The organism is Streptomyces pseudogriseolus (assembly GCA_002154585.1).
Lineage (GTDB): Bacteria > Actinomycetota > Actinomycetes > Streptomycetales > Streptomycetaceae > Streptomyces > Streptomyces pseudogriseolus.
In genome coordinates this window covers 21,565-42,622 of sequence record MUNG01000051.1, presented here as the reverse complement: position 1 = coordinate 42,622, position 21,058 = coordinate 21,565, and the positions used below count along the sequence as shown (strand labels likewise).

The 21,058-nt window shown below is 70.5% G+C and carries 17 protein-coding genes and 1 tRNA gene; 2 read left to right on the top strand and 16 right to left on the bottom strand.

Annotated features, from left to right (window positions below; genetic code table 11):
- The 11 genes from CCN29_RS06420 to CCN29_RS06370 form a co-directional block, all read right to left on the bottom strand.
- Window positions 1-664 (bottom strand): CYTH domain-containing protein (locus CCN29_RS06420; RefSeq protein WP_442538249.1); only part of this gene is annotated, 664 nt, incomplete at its 3' end.
- 71 nt (window positions 665-735) lie between these two features.
- Window positions 736-1,938, bottom strand: coding sequence for a rod shape-determining protein RodA (gene rodA / locus CCN29_RS06415; protein ID WP_006135402.1), 1,203 nt, complete (start codon window positions 1,936-1,938; stop codon window positions 736-738).
- A complete protein-coding gene (mrdA, locus tag CCN29_RS06410; protein ID WP_086680484.1) occupies window positions 1,935-4,265 on the bottom strand; it encodes a penicillin-binding protein 2 in 2,331 nt (776 codons plus the stop codon). The genes rodA and mrdA overlap by 4 nt, the downstream gene beginning before the upstream one ends.
- Before the next feature lie 114 nt (window positions 4,266-4,379).
- Window positions 4,380-5,048: a rod shape-determining protein MreD gene (gene mreD / locus CCN29_RS06405; protein WP_006133573.1), complete on the bottom strand. Its 669-nt coding sequence runs from the start codon at window positions 5,046-5,048 to the stop codon at window positions 4,380-4,382.
- 13 nt (window positions 5,049-5,061) lie between these two features.
- Complete coding sequence (gene mreC, locus CCN29_RS06400) at window positions 5,062-6,003, bottom strand: rod shape-determining protein MreC (RefSeq protein ID WP_006133574.1); 942 nt, start codon at window positions 6,001-6,003, stop codon at window positions 5,062-5,064.
- A gap of 167 nt (window positions 6,004-6,170) precedes the next feature.
- Window positions 6,171-7,190 carry a rod shape-determining protein gene (locus CCN29_RS06395; protein ID WP_006133575.1) on the bottom strand — a complete coding sequence of 340 codons (1,020 nt, stop codon included), beginning with the start codon at window positions 7,188-7,190 and terminating at the stop codon, window positions 6,171-6,173.
- Between the two features lie 448 nt (window positions 7,191-7,638).
- The gene (ndk, locus tag CCN29_RS06390) at window positions 7,639-8,052 is read right to left on the bottom strand and encodes a nucleoside-diphosphate kinase (RefSeq protein WP_006133576.1); all 414 of its coding nucleotides are present in this window, start codon (window positions 8,050-8,052) and stop codon (window positions 7,639-7,641) included.
- Between the two features lie 64 nt (window positions 8,053-8,116).
- Window positions 8,117-8,467 carry a DUF4233 domain-containing protein gene (locus tag CCN29_RS06385; RefSeq protein WP_006133577.1) on the bottom strand — a complete coding sequence of 117 codons (351 nt, stop codon included), beginning with the start codon at window positions 8,465-8,467 and terminating at the stop codon, window positions 8,117-8,119.
- Between the two features lie 6 nt (window positions 8,468-8,473).
- Window positions 8,474-9,994 (bottom strand): bifunctional tetrahydrofolate synthase/dihydrofolate synthase, encoded by a 1,521-nt coding sequence (gene folC / locus CCN29_RS06380; protein ID WP_039987702.1) that lies wholly within the window; start codon window positions 9,992-9,994, stop codon window positions 8,474-8,476.
- Window positions 9,995-10,048: 54 nt separating this feature from the next.
- Window positions 10,049-11,101, bottom strand: a complete 1,053-nt coding sequence (locus tag CCN29_RS06375) for an acyltransferase (RefSeq protein WP_086680481.1) — start codon at window positions 11,099-11,101, stop codon at window positions 10,049-10,051.
- Window positions 11,102-11,252: 151 nt separating this feature from the next.
- Window positions 11,253-13,877, bottom strand: coding sequence for a valine--tRNA ligase (locus CCN29_RS06370; RefSeq protein ID WP_006133581.1), 2,625 nt, complete (start codon window positions 13,875-13,877; stop codon window positions 11,253-11,255).
- A 136-nt stretch (window positions 13,878-14,013) separates the two neighbouring features.
- Between CCN29_RS06370 and CCN29_RS06365 the strand changes: the two genes are divergently transcribed.
- Window positions 14,014-15,030, top strand: a complete 1,017-nt coding sequence (locus CCN29_RS06365; RefSeq protein ID WP_086680479.1) for a hypothetical protein — start codon at window positions 14,014-14,016, stop codon at window positions 15,028-15,030.
- A 37-nt stretch (window positions 15,031-15,067) separates the two neighbouring features.
- Window positions 15,068-16,009 (top strand): hypothetical protein, encoded by a 942-nt coding sequence (locus tag CCN29_RS06360; RefSeq protein WP_006133584.1) that lies wholly within the window; start codon window positions 15,068-15,070, stop codon window positions 16,007-16,009.
- Between the two features lie 66 nt (window positions 16,010-16,075).
- Here the strand turns inward: CCN29_RS06360 and clpX are convergent, their stop codons facing one another.
- The 5 genes from clpX to CCN29_RS06335 all read right to left on the bottom strand — a co-directional run bounded on the left by clpX (window position 16,076) and on the right by CCN29_RS06335 (window position 20,901).
- Window positions 16,076-17,362 (bottom strand): ATP-dependent Clp protease ATP-binding subunit ClpX, encoded by a 1,287-nt coding sequence (gene clpX / locus CCN29_RS06355; RefSeq protein WP_006133586.1) that lies wholly within the window; start codon window positions 17,360-17,362, stop codon window positions 16,076-16,078.
- A gap of 182 nt (window positions 17,363-17,544) precedes the next feature.
- Entirely contained in the window at window positions 17,545-18,252 is a 708-nt protein-coding gene (locus CCN29_RS06350; protein ID WP_006133588.1) for an ATP-dependent Clp protease proteolytic subunit, read from the bottom strand.
- 110 nt (window positions 18,253-18,362) lie between these two features.
- Window positions 18,363-18,968 (bottom strand): ATP-dependent Clp protease proteolytic subunit, encoded by a 606-nt coding sequence (locus CCN29_RS06345; protein WP_006133589.1) that lies wholly within the window; start codon window positions 18,966-18,968, stop codon window positions 18,363-18,365.
- 301 nt (window positions 18,969-19,269) lie between these two features.
- A complete protein-coding gene (gene tig, locus CCN29_RS06340; protein WP_086680477.1) occupies window positions 19,270-20,661 on the bottom strand; it encodes a trigger factor in 1,392 nt (463 codons plus the stop codon).
- A 163-nt stretch (window positions 20,662-20,824) separates the two neighbouring features.
- Window positions 20,825-20,901: transfer RNA gene (locus CCN29_RS06335), tRNA-Pro, on the bottom strand.
- Between the last annotated feature and the right edge of the window lie 157 nt (window positions 20,902-21,058).

Sequence of the window (21,058 nt, the reverse complement as noted above, 5' to 3'; positions counted from 1 at the left end):
GGGCCGTGGCGGGGGGTGCGCCGGGGGCGCCCTCATGTGCGGAGGATTTGGAGGCCGACTCGGTTCCGGGTTCGGTCTCGGCGAGGGCGCGGGCCAGCTTCGAGGCGGACGCCGACGGCCGTACGCCCGCCTTCCTCAGCCGTTTCTCCACCTTGTCGAGGAAGTCCGGGTCGCCGTCGTCGGCGAGTTCCACCTCGATCTCGGTCCACCGCGCCTCGCCGCCCTCTCCGGTGAGGCGTTCGGCGTGCACGGTGTCGACGCTGACCTCGGCGAGCAGCCGGTCCTGGTCGTCGAGGAGGTGACGGACGTCGCGGTCGGAGCGCAGCCGGACCACGGGCCGTACGTCCCGGTCGCGGACGCGGGAGCGGATCAGGGCGGCGAGTTCGTCCGGGAGGGTGTCGGAGAGCGGGGCGCGGATCTCGTCGCGCACGCCGGGGGCGACGGGGAACTTGAGGTGCCAGCCGGCGTCGGCGCCTCCGGTGCGGCGGCGGAGGGTGACGGAAGACGCGGCGAGGCGCAGGTCGGCGGTGTCGTGGTAAGTGGCGTCGAGGTGGGTGACGCCCCGGTCCCGCACGGACGCGACGCCGCGGACGCGGGTCAGGTCGGGCAGGGCGGCGTCGTCGGACTCGTACTTTCGCTCGATCTCGCGCTTGGTGTCCGCCATGCACCGAATCTAGTCGCCGTGGGTGCGGAGCGGCAGTGGGCCGCTCCGCACCGGTGACGCACGGGGCTGAGTCAGGCGGACATGGGCCGTTGCATCCGGATCGATTGCAGCAGGCCCACCGCGAGCCAGGTCGCGAACATCGAGGAGCCACCGTAGGACACGAACGGCAGGGGGAGGCCGGTGACCGGCATGATGCCGAGGGTCATGCCGATGTTCTCGAAGGTCTGGAAGGCGAACCAGGAGACGATGCCCGCCGCGACGACCGTGCCGTACAGGTCGGTGGTGTCGCGGGCGATGCGGCAGGCGCGCCAGAGGATGACGCCGAGCAGGCCGATGATCAGCGCGCCGCCCACGAAGCCGAGCTCCTCGCCGGCGACGGTGAAGACGAAGTCGGTCTGCTGCTCGGGGACGAACTGGCCGGTGGTCTGGGAGCCCTGGAAGAGGCCGGAGCCGGTCAGTCCGCCGGAGCCGATGGCGATGCGGGCCTGGTTGGTGTTGTAGCCGACGCCGGCCGGGTCGAGCTCCGGGTTGGCGAAGGCGGCGAAGCGGTTGATCTGGTACTCGTCGAGGATGCCGAGCTGCCAGACGGCGATCGCGCCGGCGGCGCCCGCGCCGAGCAGGCCGAAGATCCACCGGTTGGAGGCGCCGGAGGCGAGCAGCACGCCGAGCACGATGATGACCATCACCATGACCGACCCGAGGTCGGGCATGAGCATCACGATGAGCATGGGCACGACGGCGAGGCCGAGTGCCTGGAGCACCGTGCGGTGGTCGGGGTAGGGCTTGTCGCCGGCGTCGACCCGGGCCGCGAGCAGCATCGCCATGCCCAGGATGATCGTGATCTTCACGAACTCGGAGGGCTGGAGGGAGAAGCCGCCGGGGAGCTGGATCCAGGAGTGGGCGCCGTTGATCGTGGAGCCCAGCGGGGTGAGCACCAGCAGGATCAGGAACACCGAGGCGCCGTAGAGCAGGGGCACCGCCGTGCGCAGTCCGCGGTGGCCGAGCCAGATGGCGCCGATCATCAGGGCGACGCCGATGCCGGTGTTCAGCCAGTGGCGGACCAGGAAGTAGTACGGGTCGCCCTGGTTGAGCTCGGTGCGGTTGCGGGTGGCCGAGTAGACCAGGAGCGAGCCCAGCAGGGACAGGGCGAGCGCCGCGAGCAGTATCGTCCAGTCCATCCGGCGGGCGAGGCCGTCGCGGGCGAAGACCCGGGTCCAGCCGGCCCGCTCGGGTCCGTACCCGGAGACCTGGAAGCTGTTGACGCCGCCCGTCATGACGCCGTCCTCTCCGGCCGGGCCGCGCGCGGGCGGCGTGCGCGGCCGCGTGGGTGTCCGCCGCCGCGGCCCGGGCCGCCGCCGCGCCGTCGCCTGCGGCGGGTGTCGCGGTTGGTGTTCTCCGGGGACGGGGTGGTGCCCGCCTGCTGCGGGTCGGCGGGGTCGTCGCCCTGCGGGGTCGTGGCCTCGGCGTCCGGGGACGGGGAGGCGCTGAACTGCTTGGCGAAGTCCTTGGCGGTCTTCGGCGAGGCGATGGTGCCGTCGGTGCGGACCTTGGGGAGGGTCTTCTGCGGCGTGGGCAGCAGGGCCTTCTTGCTGTCGATCTCGCCGTCCTCGGACACGCCGTAGAGGGCGTTGTAGATGTTGCGCACGGCGGGGCCCGAGGCGCCGGAGCCGGTACCGCCCTGGGAGATCGTCATGACGATCGCGTAGTCCTTGGTGTAGGTGGCGAACCACGAGGTGGTCTGCTTGCCGTACACCTCGGCCGTACCGGTCTTGGCGTGCATCGGGATCTTGTCCTGCGGCCAGCCGCCGAACCGCCACGCGGCCGTACCGCGGGTGGCGACTCCTTCGAGGGCTTCGTCTATCTGCTTGAGCGTCTTCTTCGACGTGGGCAGCTTGCCGTGGGCCTGGGGCTTGATCTCCGTGACGGTCTTGCCGTCGGGGCTGATGACGGCCTTGCCGACGGTGGGGTCGTACAGCGTGCCGCCGTTGGAGATGGCGGCGTAGATGGTGGCCATCTGGATGGGGGTGACGAGCGTGTCGCCCTGGCCGATGGAGTAGTTCACCGAGTCACCGGCGCGCAGCCGGTTGCCTTCGAGGCAGTTCTCGTAGGCGATCTGCTCGGCGTAGCTGCCGCCCTTCTTGCCGTACTTGCACCAGGCGTCCTTGTTGGCCTTCCAGTAGTCGGCCTTCCACTGGCGGTCGGGGACGCGGCCGGTGACCTCGTTGGGCAGGTCGATGCCGGTCTCCTCGCCGAGACCGAACTGGTGGGCGGTCTTGTAGAACCAGTCGTGGGCGTTCTTCTTGGGCTTGTTGCCGCCGTCGCGCTTCCACTCCTCGTGGGAGAGGGCGTAGAAGACGGTGTCGCAGGAGACCTCGAGCGCCCGGCCGAGGCTGATGGGGCCGTGGTTCTGCGACTCGAAGTTCTTGAAGACCTGGCCGCCGATGGAGTAGGAGCTGGAGCAGTTGTAGGGGCCCTCGAAGGAGTAGCCGGCCTTGATGGCGGCGGCCGTCGGGATCACCTTGAAGATGGAGCCGGGCGCCGACTGGCCCTGGATGGCGCGGTTGAGCAGCGGGTAGTTGGATTTGGTGCCGGTGAGGGCCGCGTAGTCCTTGGCGGAGATGCCGCCGACCCAGGAGTTGGGGTCGTAGGTCGGGTTGGAGGCCATGGCGACGACGCGGCCGGTCCTGGCCTCCATGACGACGACGGCGCCGGAGTCGGCCTCGTAGTTGCGCCCGGTGTTGCGGTCGTGCTGCTTGCGGGCCTCCTTCATCGCCTCGTTGAGCTGGTACTCGGCGATGCGCTGCACGCGGGCGTCGATGCTGGTGACGAGGTTGGCGCCGGGCTCGGCGGGGTCGGACTGGGCCTGGCCGAGGACGCGGCCGAGCTTGTCGACCTCGTAGCGGGTGACGCCGGCCTTGCCGCGCAGCTGCTTGTCGTACTGCCGCTCCAGGCCGGAGCGGCCGACCATGTCGGAGCGCAGGTAGGGCGAGTCGGTGTCCTGGGCCTGCTGGATCTCCTCGTCGGTGACCGGGGAGAGGTAGCCGAGGACCTGGGCGGTGTTGGCCTTGCCGGGGCTCGGGTAGCGGCGCAGGGCCTGCGGTTCCGCGGTGATGCCGGGGAAGTCCTCGACGCGCTCGCGGATCTGGAGGGCCTGGCGCGGGGTGGCCTCGTCGGTGATGGGGATCGGCTGGTAGGGCGAGCCGTTCCAGCAGGGCTGGGGGGTCTCGGCGTTGCACAGCCGGACCTTCATCATGACGTCCGCGGGCTTCATGCCGAGGACGCCGGCCAGCTTGGTGAGGACGGCCTTGCCGTCGTCGTCCATCTTCATCAGGTCCGTGCGGGAGGCGGAGACGACGAGCCGCGTCTCGTTGTCCGCGAGGGGCACGCCGCGGGCGTCCAGGATGGAGCCGCGCACGGCGGGCTGGACGACCTGCTGCACGTGGTTGCCGGAGGCCTCCTTGGCGTACTGGTCGCCCTCGCGGATCTGGAGGTACCACAGCCGCCCGCCGAGGGTGCCGAGGAGGGAGATGACGAGGACCTGGATGACGACGAGCCGGATCTGGACCCGGGGGCTGCGGCCGGTCTCGGGGATGTTGGTCACGCGGCTTCCTCCCCTCTCAGAGCGCGTGCGGGTGTGAGCTGACGAGTGGTGAACGACCGGCCGGTGGACGCGCGTTCCAGCCGCGTTCACTCGTACCGGTGAAGTTTCGGGAGGTCACAGGCGCTTGACCCCCTTGATGCGTCCGGCGCGGGCCGAGCGGGCGCGGGCCGCCTTGACCCGCAGGCCGCTGCGCTGGCCGCCGATGCGCAGGCCGGTGCCGCCGGACAGCCAGCCGGAGGAGATGTCGCCGGCCTTGGCGGAGTTCGTCTCGGCGAGGGGGTCGTTCTCGGCGCGCCGCGCGAGAGCCATCACGCCGGGCACCACGAAAGGCGCGAGCAGCAGGTCGTACAGGGCGGCGGTGAACAGCAGGCCGCTGAGGCCGACATGGCGGGCCGCGGTGTCCCCGACGAGGGCGCCGACGCCGGCGTAGAGGAGGGTGGAGCCGACGGCGGCGGCGACCACCACGAGCATGGGTCCGGCCGCCGTCCTCACCTGCCCGCTCTCGGGTTTGACGAGTCCGGCGAGGTAGCCGATGACGCACAGCACGAGGGCGTAGCGGCCGGCGGCGTGGTCGGCGGGCGGGGCGAGGTCGGCGAGGAGGCCGGCGGCGAAGCCGACGAGGGCGCCGCCGACGTGGCCGTAGACCAGGGCGAGTCCGAGGACGACGAGCAGCAGCAGGTCGGGGACGGCGCCGGGGAGGTGGAGGCGGGCGAGGACGCTCACCTGGACGACGAGGGCGACGACGATCAGCGAGCTGGAGAGCAGGATCCGGTTGACGCGCATGGGGTGACAGCTCCTACTGCTCTGGCTGGTCGGGACCGTCGGCGGGCGCCGAGGGCGTGACGGTCACGGTCACGGTCGGCGTGGGGGTCGGCTCGGGCTTCCTGGGGAGCACGGTGTCGCGCGGGTCCTTCTTCGGCGCCTGGACGACGACGCCGACCACGTCCAGCTTGCTGAAGTTCACGAACGGCGTGACGTACAGGGTGCGGGTGAGGTCACCGCCGGAGGGGTCGACGCGGGAGACGACGCCGACGGGGACGCCGGGCACGAACGGCTTGTCCGCCTGCGAGCCGAAGGTGACGAGCCGGTCGCCCTTCTTGACCTCGGCCTTGCCGTTGAGGAGTTCGACGCGCAGGGGGCGGTCGCCCTGGCCGGAGGCGAAGCCGAGTTCGTCGCCGGCCTCCATGCGGGTGCCGACGGTGAAGTCGGGGTCGCTGGCGAGGAGCACCGTGGCGGTGCTGGGGCCGACGGTGGTGACACGGCCGACCAGTCCGTCGCCGTTGAGGACGGTCATGTCGCGCTTGATGCCGTCGTCGGCGCCGGCGTCGATGGTGATGGTCCAGGAGAAGCCCTGGGCGGCTCCTATGGCGATGACCTGGGCGCCCTTGATGCCGTACTGGCCCTTGCCGGCGATGCCGAGCAGTTTGTCGAGCTGCTTGAGCCGGCTGCGCCCGCGGTCGTCGCTGCCGAGTTCGGCCTTGAGGGCGGCGTTCTCCCGCTCCAGTGCGGCGAGCCGGTCGTGGCGGTCGCCGGACTCACGGACGGCGGTGACGGCGTTGCCGATCGGGTCGACCGCGCTGGACACGCCGTTCTCGATCGGGCCGAAGACCGACGCGGCCGCCTGGCGGGCACCGTCGACCGGTGAGTCCTCCCCGCCGCGGATGTCCACCGTGATCAGCGCGAACGCGATGGCGATCAGCAGCACCAGGAGCAGCCGGCTCTCTTTCGTGTCCCTCACGTGCGGCGGCCGTGCCTTCCTCGTCGAGAACGGGTATGAGGTGAAGTCTGTTCAGGTGTGGGTCGGCATGAGGGGTCTTCGGGGCGTCACCGCCCGCACCGCCCCTCGGCACCAGCGCTCCGCCGTACGGGAGGGAACGTCCCGTACGGCGGAGTCGTGGCGGTGTGTCATCGGCGGGGCTGGGCGTCCAGCACCTGCTGGAGGGCCTCGAACTCCTCGACGCACTTGCCGGAGCCGAGCGCCACGCTGTCCAGGGGGTCCTCGGCGATGTGGATCGGCATGCCGGTCTCCCGGCGCAGCCGCTCGTCGAGGCCGCGCAGCAGGGCGCCGCCGCCGGTCAGCACGATGCCGCGGTCCATGATGTCGCCGGACAGCTCGGGCGGACACTTGTCGAGGGTCGTCTTGACGGCGTCCACGATGGCGTTGACCGGTTCCTCGATCGCCTTGCGCACCTCGGCGGCGGAGATCACCACGGTCTTCGGCAGCCCGGAGACGAGGTCCCGGCCACGGATTTCGGTGTGCTCGTCGGTGTCGAGGTCGTACGCCGAACCGATCGTGATCTTGATCTGTTCCGCCGTCCGTTCACCCAGAAGGAGCGAGTACTCCTTCTTGATGTGCTGGATGATGGCGTTGTCCAGCTCGTCGCCCGCGACGCGGATGGACTGGGCGGTGACGATGCCGCCGAGGGAGATGACCGCGACCTCCGTGGTGCCGCCGCCGATGTCCACCACCATGTTGCCCGTGGCCTCGTGGACCGGGAGGCCGGAGCCGATGGCGGCCGCCATGGGCTCCTCGATGATGTGCACCTGGCGGGCGCCGGCCTGGGACGACGCCTCGATGACGGCGCGGCGCTCGACGCCCGTGATGCCGGAGGGCACGCAGACGACGACCCGCGGGCGAGCCAGATACCGCCGCTTGTGGATCTTCAGGATGAAGTAGCGGAGCATCCGCTCGGTGATCTCGAAGTCGGCGATGACGCCGTCCTTCAGAGGGCGCACGGCGACGATGTTGCCCGGCGTGCGTCCGATCATCTTCTTCGCTTCGGCACCGACCGCGAGGATGCCACCGGTGTTGGTGTTGATCGCGACGACGGACGGCTCGTTGAGTACGATTCCGCGACCCCTGACGTACACCAGCGTGTTGGCGGTCCCGAGGTCGACAGCCATGTCACGGCCGATGAACGACATTGAGTTCCCCATCAGGATTCGTCTGGCCTTCCCACGAAGCTTTTGAGGGCTTTTCAGGTCGGCGAGGTGGGTGCGGTGACGCGATGGCGTCCATGGTAGACGTGCCTTCGCGCACACTGTGCGAGGGTCTTCGCCATTGTCATCAGATGGCGCGTCGCCCTGCCTTTGGAGACGGGCCAACGGGGGCATCCGTTCCCCCGAACGCCGTGCATATGCCAGAAAAGGCCCGAGGGCAAAGCTCTCAGACCGTACGAGGGACGACAAATAACCGGGCCGGGTCCGCGACGTGATCGTTATGCGCGGATTTCGTCGCGACGGAACGCCCGCGCGCGGCGACGCCACGGCGTGTCCGGGCGGCAGCACCGGGTCACCGCCAAGGACCGTCGGGGACCGTCCGGGACCGGGGCGCGCCGGTCACGGGAGCGACCGGCGCGCGCGTGGGGAACGCTCAGACGCGGCCCGGGAAGAAGATCTTGATCTCGCGCGCGGAGGACTCCTCCGAGTCGGACGCGTGGATCAGGTTCTCCCGCACGATCACGCCGTAGTCGCCGCGGATCGAGCCGGGCGCGGCGGCGATCGGGTCGGTGGGCCCGGCGAGCTGACGCAGGCCCTCGATCACCCGCTCACCCTCGACGATCATCGCGACGACCGGTCCGGACGCCATGAACTCCACGAGCGGCTCGTAGAACGGCTTGCCCTTGTGCTCGCCGTAGTGCTGCTCCAGCGTGTCCTGGTCCAGCGTGCGCAGCTCCAGCGCGGTGATGGTCCAGCCGGCCTTGCGCTCGATGCGGCTGATGATCTCGCCGGTCAGGCCACGACGGACGGCGTCGGGCTTGAGGAGGACGAGGGTGCGCTGGCTCACTGCGGGCTCCTTGTGGGTCAAATGGTGCGGGGCACCGAGGTTACCGGGCGTGTCGCACGGTCCGTCACGCAGTGTCGGGCTGCTGCGCCTGTGCGGCGAAGCGGGCCTTCGCCTCGTCCACCTTTCGCCCGAAGTGCACCGACGCCCACCACAGCAGCGCGAAGACCGCGCCCATGAAGAACATCATCGGGACGAACACGCCGGAGGCGATCAGCGCGAGCTGCAGCGCCCACCCGAGGGCCACCCCGCCCGGCCGGCCGACCATCCCGCAGAGCGCCACGGACAGGAACATGGCGATGCCGCAGACCGTCCACACCGTGCCGGTCGACAGGTCGGGCTGCTTCATCGCGACCAGACCGGCGAACCCGATGACGAAGAACTCGCCGATCAGCGTCGAAGAACAGAGCGTACGCAACGGATGTCAGCCCTTCCCCAGGAGCAGCCGGGCCTCGCCGACCGTGATGACGGAACCGGTGACGAGCACACCGCCGCCGGCGAACTCGCCCTCCTCCTCGGCCAGCGTGATCGCGGCCTCCAGGGCGTCCGGCAGCCGCGGCTCGACCTGCACGCGGTCCTCCCCGAACACCTCCACGGCGATCGCGGCCAGCGCGTCCGCGTCCATCGCGCGGTGGCTGGAGTTCTGCGTGACGACGACCTCGGCGAAGACCGGCTCGAACGCCTCCAGCAGCTCCCGCACGTTCTTGTCGCCGCTCGCGCCGACCACGCCGATGAGACGGCTGAAGTCGAAGGCCTCGCCGATCGCGGCGGCCGCGGCCCGCGCGCCCGCCGGGTTGTGCGCGGCGTCCAGCACGACGGTCGGCGACCGGCGCACGATCTCCAGCCGGCCCGGCGAGGCGACGGAGGCGAACGCCCGCCGTACGGTGTCGATGTCGAGCGGCTCGGCACGCTGGGCGCCGACACCGAAGAACGCCTCGACGGCCGCGAGGGCGACCGCCGCGTTGTGCGCCTGGTGGGCGCCGTGCAGCGGCAGGAACACCTCGGTGTACTCGCCGCCCAGTCCGCGCAGCGTCATCAGCTGGCCGCCGACGGCGACCTGCCGGTCCAGCACGCCGAACTCCAGGCCCTCGCGGGCCACGGTGGCGTCCAGCTCGACGGCCTTCTTCAGCAGCACCTGCGCCGCGTCCACCGGCTGCTGCGCCATGACGACCGTCGCCTGCGGCTTGATCACGCCGGCCTTCTCACCGGCGATCTCCGCGGGCGTGCCGCCGAGCCGGTCGGTGTGGTCCAGGTCGATCGGCGTGATCACGGCGACGCCGGCGTCGATGACGTTGGTCGCGTCCCAGGTGCCGCCCATGCCGACCTCGACGACGGCCACGTCCACCGGCGCGTCCGCGAAGGCGGCGTACGCCATGCCGGTCAGCACCTCGAAAAAGGACAGCCGGTACTCCTGCGCGGCGTCGACCATTTCCACGTACGGCTTGACGTCCTGGTACGTCTCCACGAACCGCTCGGCGGAGACGGGCGCGCCGTCGAGGCTGATCCGCTCGGTGACCGACTGGACGTGCGGGGAGGTGTAGCGGCCGGTACGCAGGTCGAAGGCGCCGAGCAGCGCCTCGATCATGCGGGCGGTGGAGGTCTTGCCGTTGGTTCCGGTGATGTGGATCGAGGGGTACGAGCGCTGCGGCTCGCCCAGCACGTCCATCAGGGCGGTGATGCGGTCCACCGAGGGCTCGAGCTTGGTCTCGCCCCAGCGGGTGGCGAGCTCGGCCTCCACCTCGCGCAGGGCCTTGTCGACCTCGGGGTCGGCGGGGCGCGCCGGGACGTCCGCCTGCGGCGGGCCGCCCTGGGTGCGCAGCGTACGGCTGCCGGCCTCGATCACCGCGAGGTCGGGGTCGCGGCGGGTCTCCTCCTCCACGAGCTCCGCGAACTCCTCGAAGGTGTCGTCCGGGTCGGGACCTGCTGAATCTGGGCGCTCGCTCACGGTCCCCAGTCTACGGAGCGGCGCGGGTGGTCCCCCGCACACCCCGGCGCGGGGTCAGCCGAGCCACTTCCGCCACCCCGGCCGCCCCCACAGCACGCTCACGGCGAAGGACAGCGCGGCCGCCGCCACCGCGGTCACGGCCAGCGCGGCCGGCGCCCAGGGCCCGTCCGGCAGCCGCCCGGCGACCGGCCCCACCAGCAGCCGCACCCACAACAGATGCACCAGGTAGGTCCCGAACGACGCGTCCGACAGCCGCGCCACCAGGGGCCGCACCCGCTCCGGCACCCGGATCCCGGCCACCGTGCCGAGCACCGCGAAGGTCACGGCGGCCACGGCCACGCCGCCGTACGCGGCGGGGTGGTGCACCGTGAGCTGGTACACGGCGAGGCCGGTGAAGGCGACGGCCGCGCCCGCGGCCCACAGCGCCCGGGGTCCGAGGCGCGGGGCGGCGAGCAGGGCGGCGCCGGCCACCGCGTACACCACCGTGGACAGCGGCACCGACCAGCCCCAGTCGGGCGGCGACCAGCCGGTGATCTCCCGTACGTCCCCGGCGAGCGCGGGGGCGAGGGCGAAGGCGACGAGCAGCGCCAGTGCCCGGGTGGGCAGGGTGCGGCGCCGCACCACCAGCACCACGACGCCGAGCAGCAGGAGCAGCGGCACGTAGGCGTACAGGTACCAGAGGTGGAAGGCGGCCTCGACGGACCCGAAGAGGGCCCGCCCCGCCTCCTCGGCCGGGCCGGCGCCCGGGCCGCCGGTGAGATACGCGCACAGCAGGTACAGGGCGGTCCACACGGCCATCGGGCGCAGGATCCGGCCCAGCCGGGTCAGCAGCCGGCGCTCGTCGCCGACGGGCGCGCCGGACAGCGCGGCCCAGCCGGCCATGGCGAAGAACACCGGCACCGCGAACCGTCCGGCCGTGTCGCCGAGGACGCCGGTGGTGTCGTGGCCGGCGTCGATGAACTCGGCGGAGGCGTGCACCAGCACCACGGCGGCGGTGCACAGCACGCGCAGCAGGTCGATGTCGTACCGCCGCTCCCGGCCGGCGGTGCGGTCCGGCGCGTGCGGCTCGGCGGCCGGCGCGGCGGCGGGGGTCACGGGGGAGGACATCGGCGGGCTGCTCCTGGCGGCGGGGTCCTGGCGGCGGGCGAGTCCGCAGGTTCCCTCGTCCGGGTTACGAGGTCCCCACCACGACGTGAACGGCCCCCGGCCGGAACGTACCGGTCGGGGGCCGTGCGGGCCGCGGGCGCCAGGGCCCGGGTCAGGCCTGGGGCAGCCGCTCCAGCTGGGTGCGGATGCGGACGATGTCCTCCTCGGCCTTGGCGAGCCGCGTGCGGATCTTGTCGACCACGTGGTCCGGGGCCTTGGCCAGGAACGCCTCGTTGCCGAGCTTCGCCGTCGCCTGGGCCTGCTCCTTCTCGGCGGCGGCGAGGTCCTTGGCGAGCCGCTTGCGCTCGGCGGCGACGTCGATCACGCCGGACAGGTCCAGCGCGACCTCGACACCGGCGACGGGCAGGGTCGCGGTGGCCGTGAAGGAGTCGCCCTCCGGCTGGAGGCGCAGCAGCTGGCGGACGGCCGGCTCGTGCGCGGCGAGGGCGGTGCCGTCCAGCGTGAGCCGGGCGGGGACCCGCTGGCCGGGCTGGAGGCCCTGGTCGGCGCGGAAGCGGCGGACCTCGGTGATCACCGACTGGAGCGTCTCGATCTCCCGCTCGGCGGCCTCGTCGCGGAAGCCGCTGTCGGCCGGCCAGTCGGCGACGACCACGGACTCGCCGCCGGTCAGCGTCGTCCACAGCGTCTCGGTGACGAACGGGACCACGGGGTGCAGCAGCCGCAGCGTGACGTCGAGGACCTCGCCGAGGACCCGCTTGCTGACCTCGGCCGGCTCGCCGCCCGCCTGGAACGTCGTCTTGGACAGCTCGACGTACCAGTCGAAGACCTCGTCCCAGGCGAAGTGGAACAGCGTGTCCGACAGCTTCGCGAACTGGTAGTCCTCGTAGTACGCGTCGACCTCGGCGACGACCGAGTTGAGGCGGGAGAGGATCCAGCGGTCGGTGGACGACATCCGCGAGGCGTCCGGGAGCGGGCCCTCGACCGTGGCGCCGTTCATCAGCGCGAAGCGCGTGGCGTTCCAGATCTTGTTGGCGAAGTTGCGGGAGCCCTGGACCCAGTCCTCGCCGATCGGGACGTCGACGCCGGGGTTGGCGCCGCGCGCCAGGGTGAAGCGGAGCGCGTCGGAGCCGTACTTGTCCATCCAGTCCAGCGGGTTGACCACGTTCCCGAAGGACTTGGACATCTTCTTGCCGTTCTGGTCACGGACCATGCCGTGCAGGGCGATGGTGTGGAACGGCGGGGTGCCGTCCATGGCGTAGAGGCCGAACATCATCATCCGGGCGACCCAGAAGAAGAGGATGTCGTAGCCGGTGACCAGGACGGAGTTCGGGTAGAACTTCGCGAGCGAATCGGTCTGCTCGGGCCAGCCGAGCGTGGAGAACGGCCACAGGCCGGAGGAGAACCAGGTGTCGAGGACGTCGGAGTCCTGACGCCAGCCCTCGCCGCTCGGCGGCTCCTCGTCCGGTCCGACGCAGACGACCTCGCCGTCCGGGCCGTACCAGACGGGGATGCGGTGGCCCCACCACAACTGCCGCGAGATGCACCAGTCGTGGAGGTTGTCGACCCAGTCGAAGTAGCGCTTCTCCATCTCCTGCGGGTGGATCTTGACCCGGCCGTCGCGGACGGCGTCGCCCGCGGCCTTGGCGAGCGGGCCGACCTTGACCCACCACTGCATGGACAGCCGCGGCTCGATGGTGGTGCTGCACCGCGAGCAGTGGCCGACGGAGTGGACGTAGGGGCGCTTCTCGGCGACGATCCGGCCCTCGGCGCGCAGCGCGGCGACGATGGCGGAGCGGGCCTCGAGGCGGTCCAGGCCCTGGAAGGGGCCGTGCGCGGTGATGACGGCGTGCTCGTCCATCACGGCGATGGACGGCAGGTCGTGGCGCTGGCCGATCTCGAAGTCGTTCGGGTCGTGCGCGGGCGTCACCTTGACGGCGCCGGTGCCGAACTCGGGGTCGACGTGCTCGTCGGCGACGACCGGGATGGAGCGGTCGGTCAGCGGCAGCTTGATCAGCTTGCCGACCAGGTGCTTGTAGCGCTCGTCCTCGGGGTGGACGGCGACGGCGGTGTCGCCGAGCATCGTCTCCGCGCGGGTGGTGGCGACGACGATGGTCTCGTCGCCCTCGCCGTACGTCATGGAGACGAGCTCGCCGTCGTCGTCCTGGTAGTTCACCTCGATGTCCGAGATCGCGGTCAGACAGCGCGGGCACCAGTTGATGATGCGCTCGGCGCGGTAGATCAGCTCGTCGTCGTAGAGCCGCTTGAAGATCGTCTGGACGGCCTGGGACAGGCCCTCGTCCATGGTGAAGCGCTCACGCGTCCAGGCGACGCCGTCGCCGAGACGGCGCATCTGGCCGCTGATCTGGCCGCCGGACTCCGCCTTCCACTTCCAGACGCGCTCGACGAACGCCTCGCGGCCCAGGTCGTGGCGGGACTTGCCCTCCTTGCCCAGCTCGCGCTCGACGACGTTCTGCGTGGCGATGCCGGCGTGGTCCATGCCGGGCTGCCACAGCGTCTCGTAGCCCTGCATGCGCTTGCGGCGGGTGAGGGCGTCGATCAGCGTGTGCTCGAAGGCGTGGCCCAGGTGCAGGCTGCCGGTGACGTTCGGCGGGGGGATGACGACGGTGTACGGCGGCTTGTCGCTCTTCGCGTCCGCCTCGAAGTAGCCCCGCTCCACCCAGCGCTCGTACAGCGGCCCCTCTACGTCGGCCGGCGCGTACTGGGTCGGCAGTTCGGTCGTGGGCGCTGGTGGCTGCTGCTGAGCGTTGTCGGTCACGGGGTCAGTTTAGAGCCGTCACGGGGGTGTCCCGAAACGCGTTTCCTTTGTAACGGTGCGACCCCCGGCGGTCTGGAGTCGTTGCCTTTGAGCCAGGATGTCAACAGAAGTTGAGCGTCTCGAGGGGAACCGAGTCATGAGTCACCACCAGCCGGGCCCGTACGGCGGGCAGCCCCAGCAGCCCGGTCCGTACGGTCAGCAGGGCCCGTACGGCGGACAGCCGCAGACCCCGCAGCCCGGTTACGGCTACCCCCAGCAGGCGCCCCCGGCCCAGCCCGGCTACGGCTACCCGCAGCAGCCCGGACAGCCGGGCGTCCCGCCGCAGCAGCCGCCCTACGGTCAGCAGCCCGCCTACGGCCGGCCCCAGTACGGACAGGCACCGTACGGCCAGCCGCAGTACGGCATGCCGCCCCAGCCCCCCGCCTCCGGCGGTGGCGGCGGCAAGGTGGCCGCGATCGTCGTCGGGGCCGTCGCGGTCGTCACGGCCATCGGCGTCGGCGCCTATTTCCTCCTCGGCGGCGACGGGGGCAGCGGCGCGGCCGGGCTCACGGACGACGGCCCGCACAAGCTGACCGTGCCGAAGACCGTGCTGGACGAGTACCAGCGGTTCGGCGACGGCTCCGAGGAGAGCGACTCGGACACCGCGAAGGACATGGAGAAGAGCGGGGTGAAGAACGGCACCGCGATCCTCGGCCAGTGGTCCACCGCCGACTTCGGCAATTACGACCCGGCCGACCCCAGCACCGCCGGCGACTTCCCCGACCGCTCCGAACTGCTGACCGCCAAGGGCATCACCATGGTGGGCGGCTACGGCGAGATCGCCGACCCGCAGAAGACGCTCGACAAGTTCTTCGCCAACATCCAGGAGCAGGTGGAGAAGAGCTCCTCGGAGAACAGCGGCGGCATGCAGAACGCCGAACTGGTCGGCGAGCCGGAGGAGGTCGAGATCGCCGGTACGGTGGCCAAGTGCCAGTCGACGAAGAGCGTCAACGCGCTGACCAAGAAGGAGTCGACGGACTGGTTCTGCGCCTGGGCCGACCACAGCACGGTCGGCATGGCGTCGCCGGGCGACAACACCGGCACGGGGGTCGACAAGGACACGGCGGTCGACATCACCACCAAGCTCCGCGAGCAGATCCGCGTCAAGGCCTGACGGCATCGCAGCAGCGACCACGAGGGGGAACCCAGTCATGAGCTTCAACCAGCCGGGCCCGTACGGCGGGCAGCCCCAGCAGCCCGGCCCGTACGGCCAGCAGCCGGGACCGTACGGACAGCCGCCACAGACCCCGCCCCAGCCCGGCTACGGCTACCCCCAGCAGGCGCCCCCGCCGGGTCAGCCCGGCTACGGCTACCCCCAGCAGCCGGGACAGCCGGGCGTCCCGCCGCAGCAGCCGCCCTACGGTCAGCAGCCGCAGTACGGCATGCCGCCCCAGCCGCCGGCGTCCGGCGGAGGCGGCGGCAAGAAGGCGGCGATCGTCGTCGGCGCGGTCGCGGTCGTCGCTGCCATCGGTGTGGGCGCCTACTTCCTGATCGGCGGCGGCGGTGGCGCCGGCGGCCTGGAGGACGACGGCCCGCACAAGCTGTCCGCGCCCTCGTCCATCCTCTCCGACGAGTACGACCGTCAGGGCCCGGCCCAGGAGGAGAAGGCCGGCTCCAGCGACGCCAAGGACCTGGCGCAGGCCGGGGTCAGCGACGCCACCTCGGTCACGGCCATCTACTCCACCACCGACCTCACCACGCTGGACCCCGAGGACCCCTCCGACCTGGCGAAGCTCCAGACCGCGGAGAACATCACCTACTTCGGCGTCTACGGCAAGGTCGAGGACCCGGAGAAGGCCCTCGACGTCATGTTCACGCAGATGCACAAGAACACCGACGACGAGAAGGTCACGCTGGTCGGCGACCCGAAGTCGGTGTCGCCCGACGGGCTGGACGGCGCCGTGATGAAGTGCCAGGAAGCCGAGACCACGCACCCGGTCACCAACAAGGAACAGACGACGTTCATGTGCGTCTGGGCCGACTACAGCACGGTCGCCGTGGTCGAGCCGACCGCCACCGGCAAGACGTACTCGATGGACGAGTCCGCGGGGCTCGCCGCCGACGTGCGCAAGGAGGTCCGGGTCGCCAAGTAGGGCCCGGTCGAGCGGAAAGGGCGTCCGGCGCGATGCGCCGGACGCCCTTTCCGTCTGTTCGTAAGGCTAGGCCGTCTTCTGCTCGCCCGAGCCGCGGCCGCGCGAGTCGCGCGGGATGAGGGTCGGGTTGACGTTGGAGAGCACCACGTCCGCGGTGATGACCACGCGGGCCACGTCCTTGCGGGACGGCACCTCGTACATCACGCCCTGGAGGACCTCCTCCATGATGGCGCGCAGGCCGCGGGCGCCGGTCTGGCGCAGGATCGCCTGGTCGGCGATGGCCTCCAGCGCCTCGCGCTCGAAGTCCAGCTCCACACCGTCGAGTTCGAACAGACGCTGGTACTGCTTCACCAGCGCGTTGCGCGGCTCGACGAGGATCTGGAGCAGCGCCTCACGGTCGAGGTTGTGCACGCTGGTGATGACGGGGAGCCGGCCGATGAACTCGGGGATCATGCCGAACTTGACCAGGTCCTCCGGCATGACCTCCTCGAACTGGTCCTTGGCCTCCCGCTCCTGCTTGGAGATGATCGTCGCGCCGAAGCCGATGCCCTTGGCGCCCGCCCGGCCCTCGATGATCTTCTCCAGTCCGGCGAAGGCGCCGCCCACGATGAACAGCACGTTCGTCGTGTCGATCTGGATGAACTCCTGGTGCGGGTGCTTGCGGCCGCCCTGCGGCGGGACCGAGGCGGTGGTGCCCTCGAGGATCTTCAGCAGCGCCTGCTGCACGCCCTCGCCGCTCACGTCCCGGGTGATCGACGGGTTTTCGCTCTTCCGGGCGACCTTGTCGATCTCGTCGATGTAGATGATCCCGGTCTCGGCCTTCTTGACGTCGTAGTCGGCCGCCTGGATCAGCTTGAGCAGGATGTTCTCGACGTCCTCGCCGACGTAGCCGGCCTCGGTGAGCGCCGTGGCGTCGGCGATCGCGAACGGGACGTTCAGCATGCGGGCGAGGGTCTGCGCCAGCAGGGTCTTGCCGGAGCCCGTGGGGCCCAGCAGCAGGATGTTGGACTTCGCCAGCTCGATGGCGTCGTCACGGCCCTGGGCGCCGCCGTTCTCCCCGGCCTGGACGCGCTTGTAGTGGTTGTAGACCGCCACGGAGAGCGCCTTCTTGGCCGCCTCCTGGCCCACCACGTACCCCTCGAGGAACTCGTAGATCTCGCGGGGTTTGGGAAGCTCCTCCCAGCGGACCTCGCTGGTCTCGGCGAGCTCCTCCTCGATGATCTCGTTGCAGAGGTCGATGCACTCGTCGCAGATGTACACACCGGGCCCTGCGATGAGCTTCTTGACCTGCTTCTGGCTCTTGCCGCAGAACGAGCACTTGAGCAGATCGCCGCCGTCACCGATGCGTGCCACGGTGTGCTTCCCCTTCGCCTGGGAGACGACCGGACGTACGTGTCCGGCGGCTCCTGGTGCTGCCTTATGTCGACGGTACCTTGCCTGGCCCCCCGTTCGGGCCCCCCTTGGCACGGTTCACTTTGACGTGGACCGTGCCAAACCGTGCCAAGGGGCGGCAGACGTTACACCCCAGCGGCGCCTCAGCGCAGGCTGGAGTTGTCCATCTTCCGGGTGGTGATGATCTGGTCGATCAGGCCGTACTCCAGCGCGTCCTCGGCCGTGAGGATCTTGTCGCGCTCGATGTCCTCGCGGATCTTCTCGATCGGACGGGTGGAGTGCTTGGCCAGCATCTCCTCCAGCTGCGTACGCATGCGGAGGATCTCGTTGGCGGCGATCTCCAGGTCGGAGACCTGACCGCGGCCGGTCTCGCTGTACGGCTGGTGGATCAGCACCCGGGCGTTCGGCAGCGCCATGCGCTTGCCGGGCGTGCCGGCGGCGAGCAGGACGGCGGCGGCGGAGGCCGCCTGGCCCATGCACACCGTCTGGATGTCCGGCTTCACGTACTGCATCGTGTCGTAGATCGCGGTGAGCGCGGTGAAGGAGCCGCCGGGGCTGTTGATGTAGACCGAGATGTCCCGGTCGGGGTCCATCGACTCCAGGCACAGCAGCTGCGCCATGACGTCGTTGGCGGAGGCGTCGTCGATCTGCACGCCGAGGAAGATCACGCGCTCCTCGAAGAGCTTCGCGTACGGGTCGTACTCGCGGATGCCCTGGGAGGTGCGCTCGACGAAGCGCGGGATGACGTAACGGGACTCGGCCTGCGGACCGGTGTAGCGGCCCTGCGAGCCGGTCATGTCCTGCACGGCCTGCATACGGTCGTAGATCCCGCTGCCGGGGAATGCGTTCACGGTGTCTCCTGAAAGGGGCTGGGGCGGTCGGCCGGGGCTGCTGGGGTCCCCCGGGGCTCTCACGGGCCCGGGTGGGGTCCTGCGGGGCTCGTGGAGCCTCGCGGGGCCGCTCAGGCCCCGGTGCCGCCGCCGCCCGGCATGCCGGCGGCCGTGGCGATCACGTCGTCGATGAGGCCGTACTCCTTGGCCTCGAAGGCGTCGAACCAGCGGTCACGGTCCGAGTCACGGGTGATCTGCTCGACCGTCTGGCCCGTGTGCTGGGCGGTGAGCTCGGCCATGCGGCGCTTGGTGTGCAGCAGCCGCTCGGCGTGGATCTTGATGTCCGAGGCGGAGCCGGCGAGACCCGCGGAGGGCTGGTGGATCAGGATCTCCGCGTTGGGCAGCGCGAACCGCTTGCCGGGCGTGCCCGCGCTGAGCAGGAACTGCCCCATGGACGCCGCGAGACCCATGGCGATCGTCACCACGTCGTTCTTGATGTACTGCATGGTGTCGTAGATCGCCATGCCGGCCGTGATCGAACCGCCGGGGCTGTTGATGTAGAGGTAGATGTCCTTGTCGGGGTCCGAGGCAAGGAGCAGCAGCTGTGCGGTGATCTTGTTCGCGATGTCGTCGTCGACCGGCTGGCCGAGGAAGATGATCCGCTCGCCGAGCAGCCGGTTGTAGACCTGGTCGCCGAGGCCACCACCGATGGAAGGCTCGCCGGCGGCTGAAGGCATCAGATTCGTCACGTATCCACCTGCTCGTCTTACGACGGCGCCGGGCCGTCTCACGTGTTCCCTGCGGGGCGGGAGCCGTATCGGAGACTCCACTGCCCTGGTATTCATGGACCCTAACGCGCGGGTCCCTTCGGGGAATCCCGGAGATGGGAGTGTTCGCCGGGGGCGTAGTCCGGTGCGGGGGCGTGGGGGACGGCCGCGCGGTTCCTCGTGCCCCGTAGGGCGTCCGGATCCCCCGGTGTGGCGAGAAGGCCCCGGGGCTGTCGCCCCGGGGCCTTCTCGTCGATCACCTCGCCGGGGCTCAGCCCTCGGCCTTGTCCTCGGCGGCAGCCTCGGGAGCCTCGGTGGTCTCGGCCTCGGCGGCCTCGGCGGCCTCGTCCTCGTCGTCCTCGAGGTCGACGGTCTCGCCGTTGGTGTCCTTGACCGTGGCCTTCTCGACCACGACGGCCAGCGCCTTGCCGCGGGCGACCTCGCCGACGAGCAGCGGGACCTGGCCCTGCTCGACGACGGCCTGCGCGAACTGGTCGGGGGACATGCCGGAGGAGGCCGCACGCCGCATGAGGTGCTCGGTGAGCTCCTCCTGGTTGACGTTGAGCTTCTCCTGCTTCACGAGCTCGTCGAGCACGAACTGGGTCTTGATGCCCTTGATCGCGGCCTCGCGGGTCTCGGTCTCGAACTCCTCCTCGGTCTTGCCCTGGATCTCCAGGTACTTCGCGAGGTCCAGGCCCATCTGGCCCAGCTGGTGGTGCTCGAGGTTGTGCTTGCGGGTGTTGATCTCGTCCTCGAGCAGCTTCTCGGGGACGGGCACCTCGACCAGCTCGAGCAGCTTGTCCAGGACGCGCTCCTGGGCCTGCGTGGCCTGGTCGTACTGCTTCATGTTCTCCAGGCGCTTGCGGCTGTCCGCCTTCAGCTCCTCGAGGGTGTCGAACTCGGAGGCGAGCTGGGCGAAGTCGTCGTCCAGCTCGGGCAGCTCACGCTTGGCGACCTGGGTGACCTTGACGGTGACCTCGGCCTCCTTGCCGGCCGCCGAGCCGCCCTTCAGCTCGGAGGTGAAGGTGGCCTCGCCACCCGCCTCCAGGCCCTTCACGGCGTCGTCGATGCCGTCCAGCAGCTCACCGGAGCCGATGGTGTAGGAGACGCCGCTGGCGACGCCGTCCTCGAGGACCTCTCCGTCGACCTTGGCCTCCAGGTCGATGGTGACCACGTCGCCGTCCTCGGCGGCGCGCTCGACCGGCGTCGTGGAGGCGAAGCGCTCACGGAGCTGCTCCACCGACTTGTCCACGTCCTCGTCGGTGACCTCGACGGCGTCGACCTCGACCTCGATGCCGGAGTAGTCCGGGATCTCGATGGCCGGGCGGATGTCGACCTCGGCGGTGAAGTTCAGCGTCTCGCCGTCCTTCAGCTCCGTGATGTCGACCTCGGGCTGGCCCAGCGGGCTGAGCTCCGCCTCGTTGACCGCGTCGGTGTAGAACTTCGGGAGGGCGTCGTTGACCGCCTCCTCCAGGACCGCACCACGGCCGAAGCGCTGGTCGATGACCCGGGCCGGGACCTTGCCCTTGCGGAAGCCCTTCACCGTGACCTGCTGGTTGATCTTCTTGTACGCCGCGTCGAGGCTGTCCTTGAGCTCCTCGAAGGGCACCTCGACAGTGAGCCGAACCCGGGTCGGGTTCAGGGTCTCCACGGCGCTCTTCACGGTTCGGTCTCCTTGTGGCTGACTTCTCGGGTTCTGCCGGGACCAGAGCGGTCCGGCCGATTCGCCGCCCGGAGGACTTCAGAGACACACGGGCGTGCAGCTTGCATAGTAACGGCAGCGGCTGCGGCACCCAAAAGGCGATCACGGATGGTGAGCAGGTGGCTGGTCGGGGTGGCGGGATTTGAACCCACGGCCTTCCGCTCCCAAAGCGGACGCGCTACCAAGCTGCGCCACACCCCGTCTGGTGCGATCCGTAGGGTACATGCACGCGGGCGCGACGGCCGCCGCCTTTACCCGCGCGGGGCGGCTCCCGGCGGCCGGCCGGGCACGGGGTGTGCGGCGAGGGCGTACGACCCGCTACGATGCCTCTCGGTGCCGCGGTCACGGACGCGCGGCG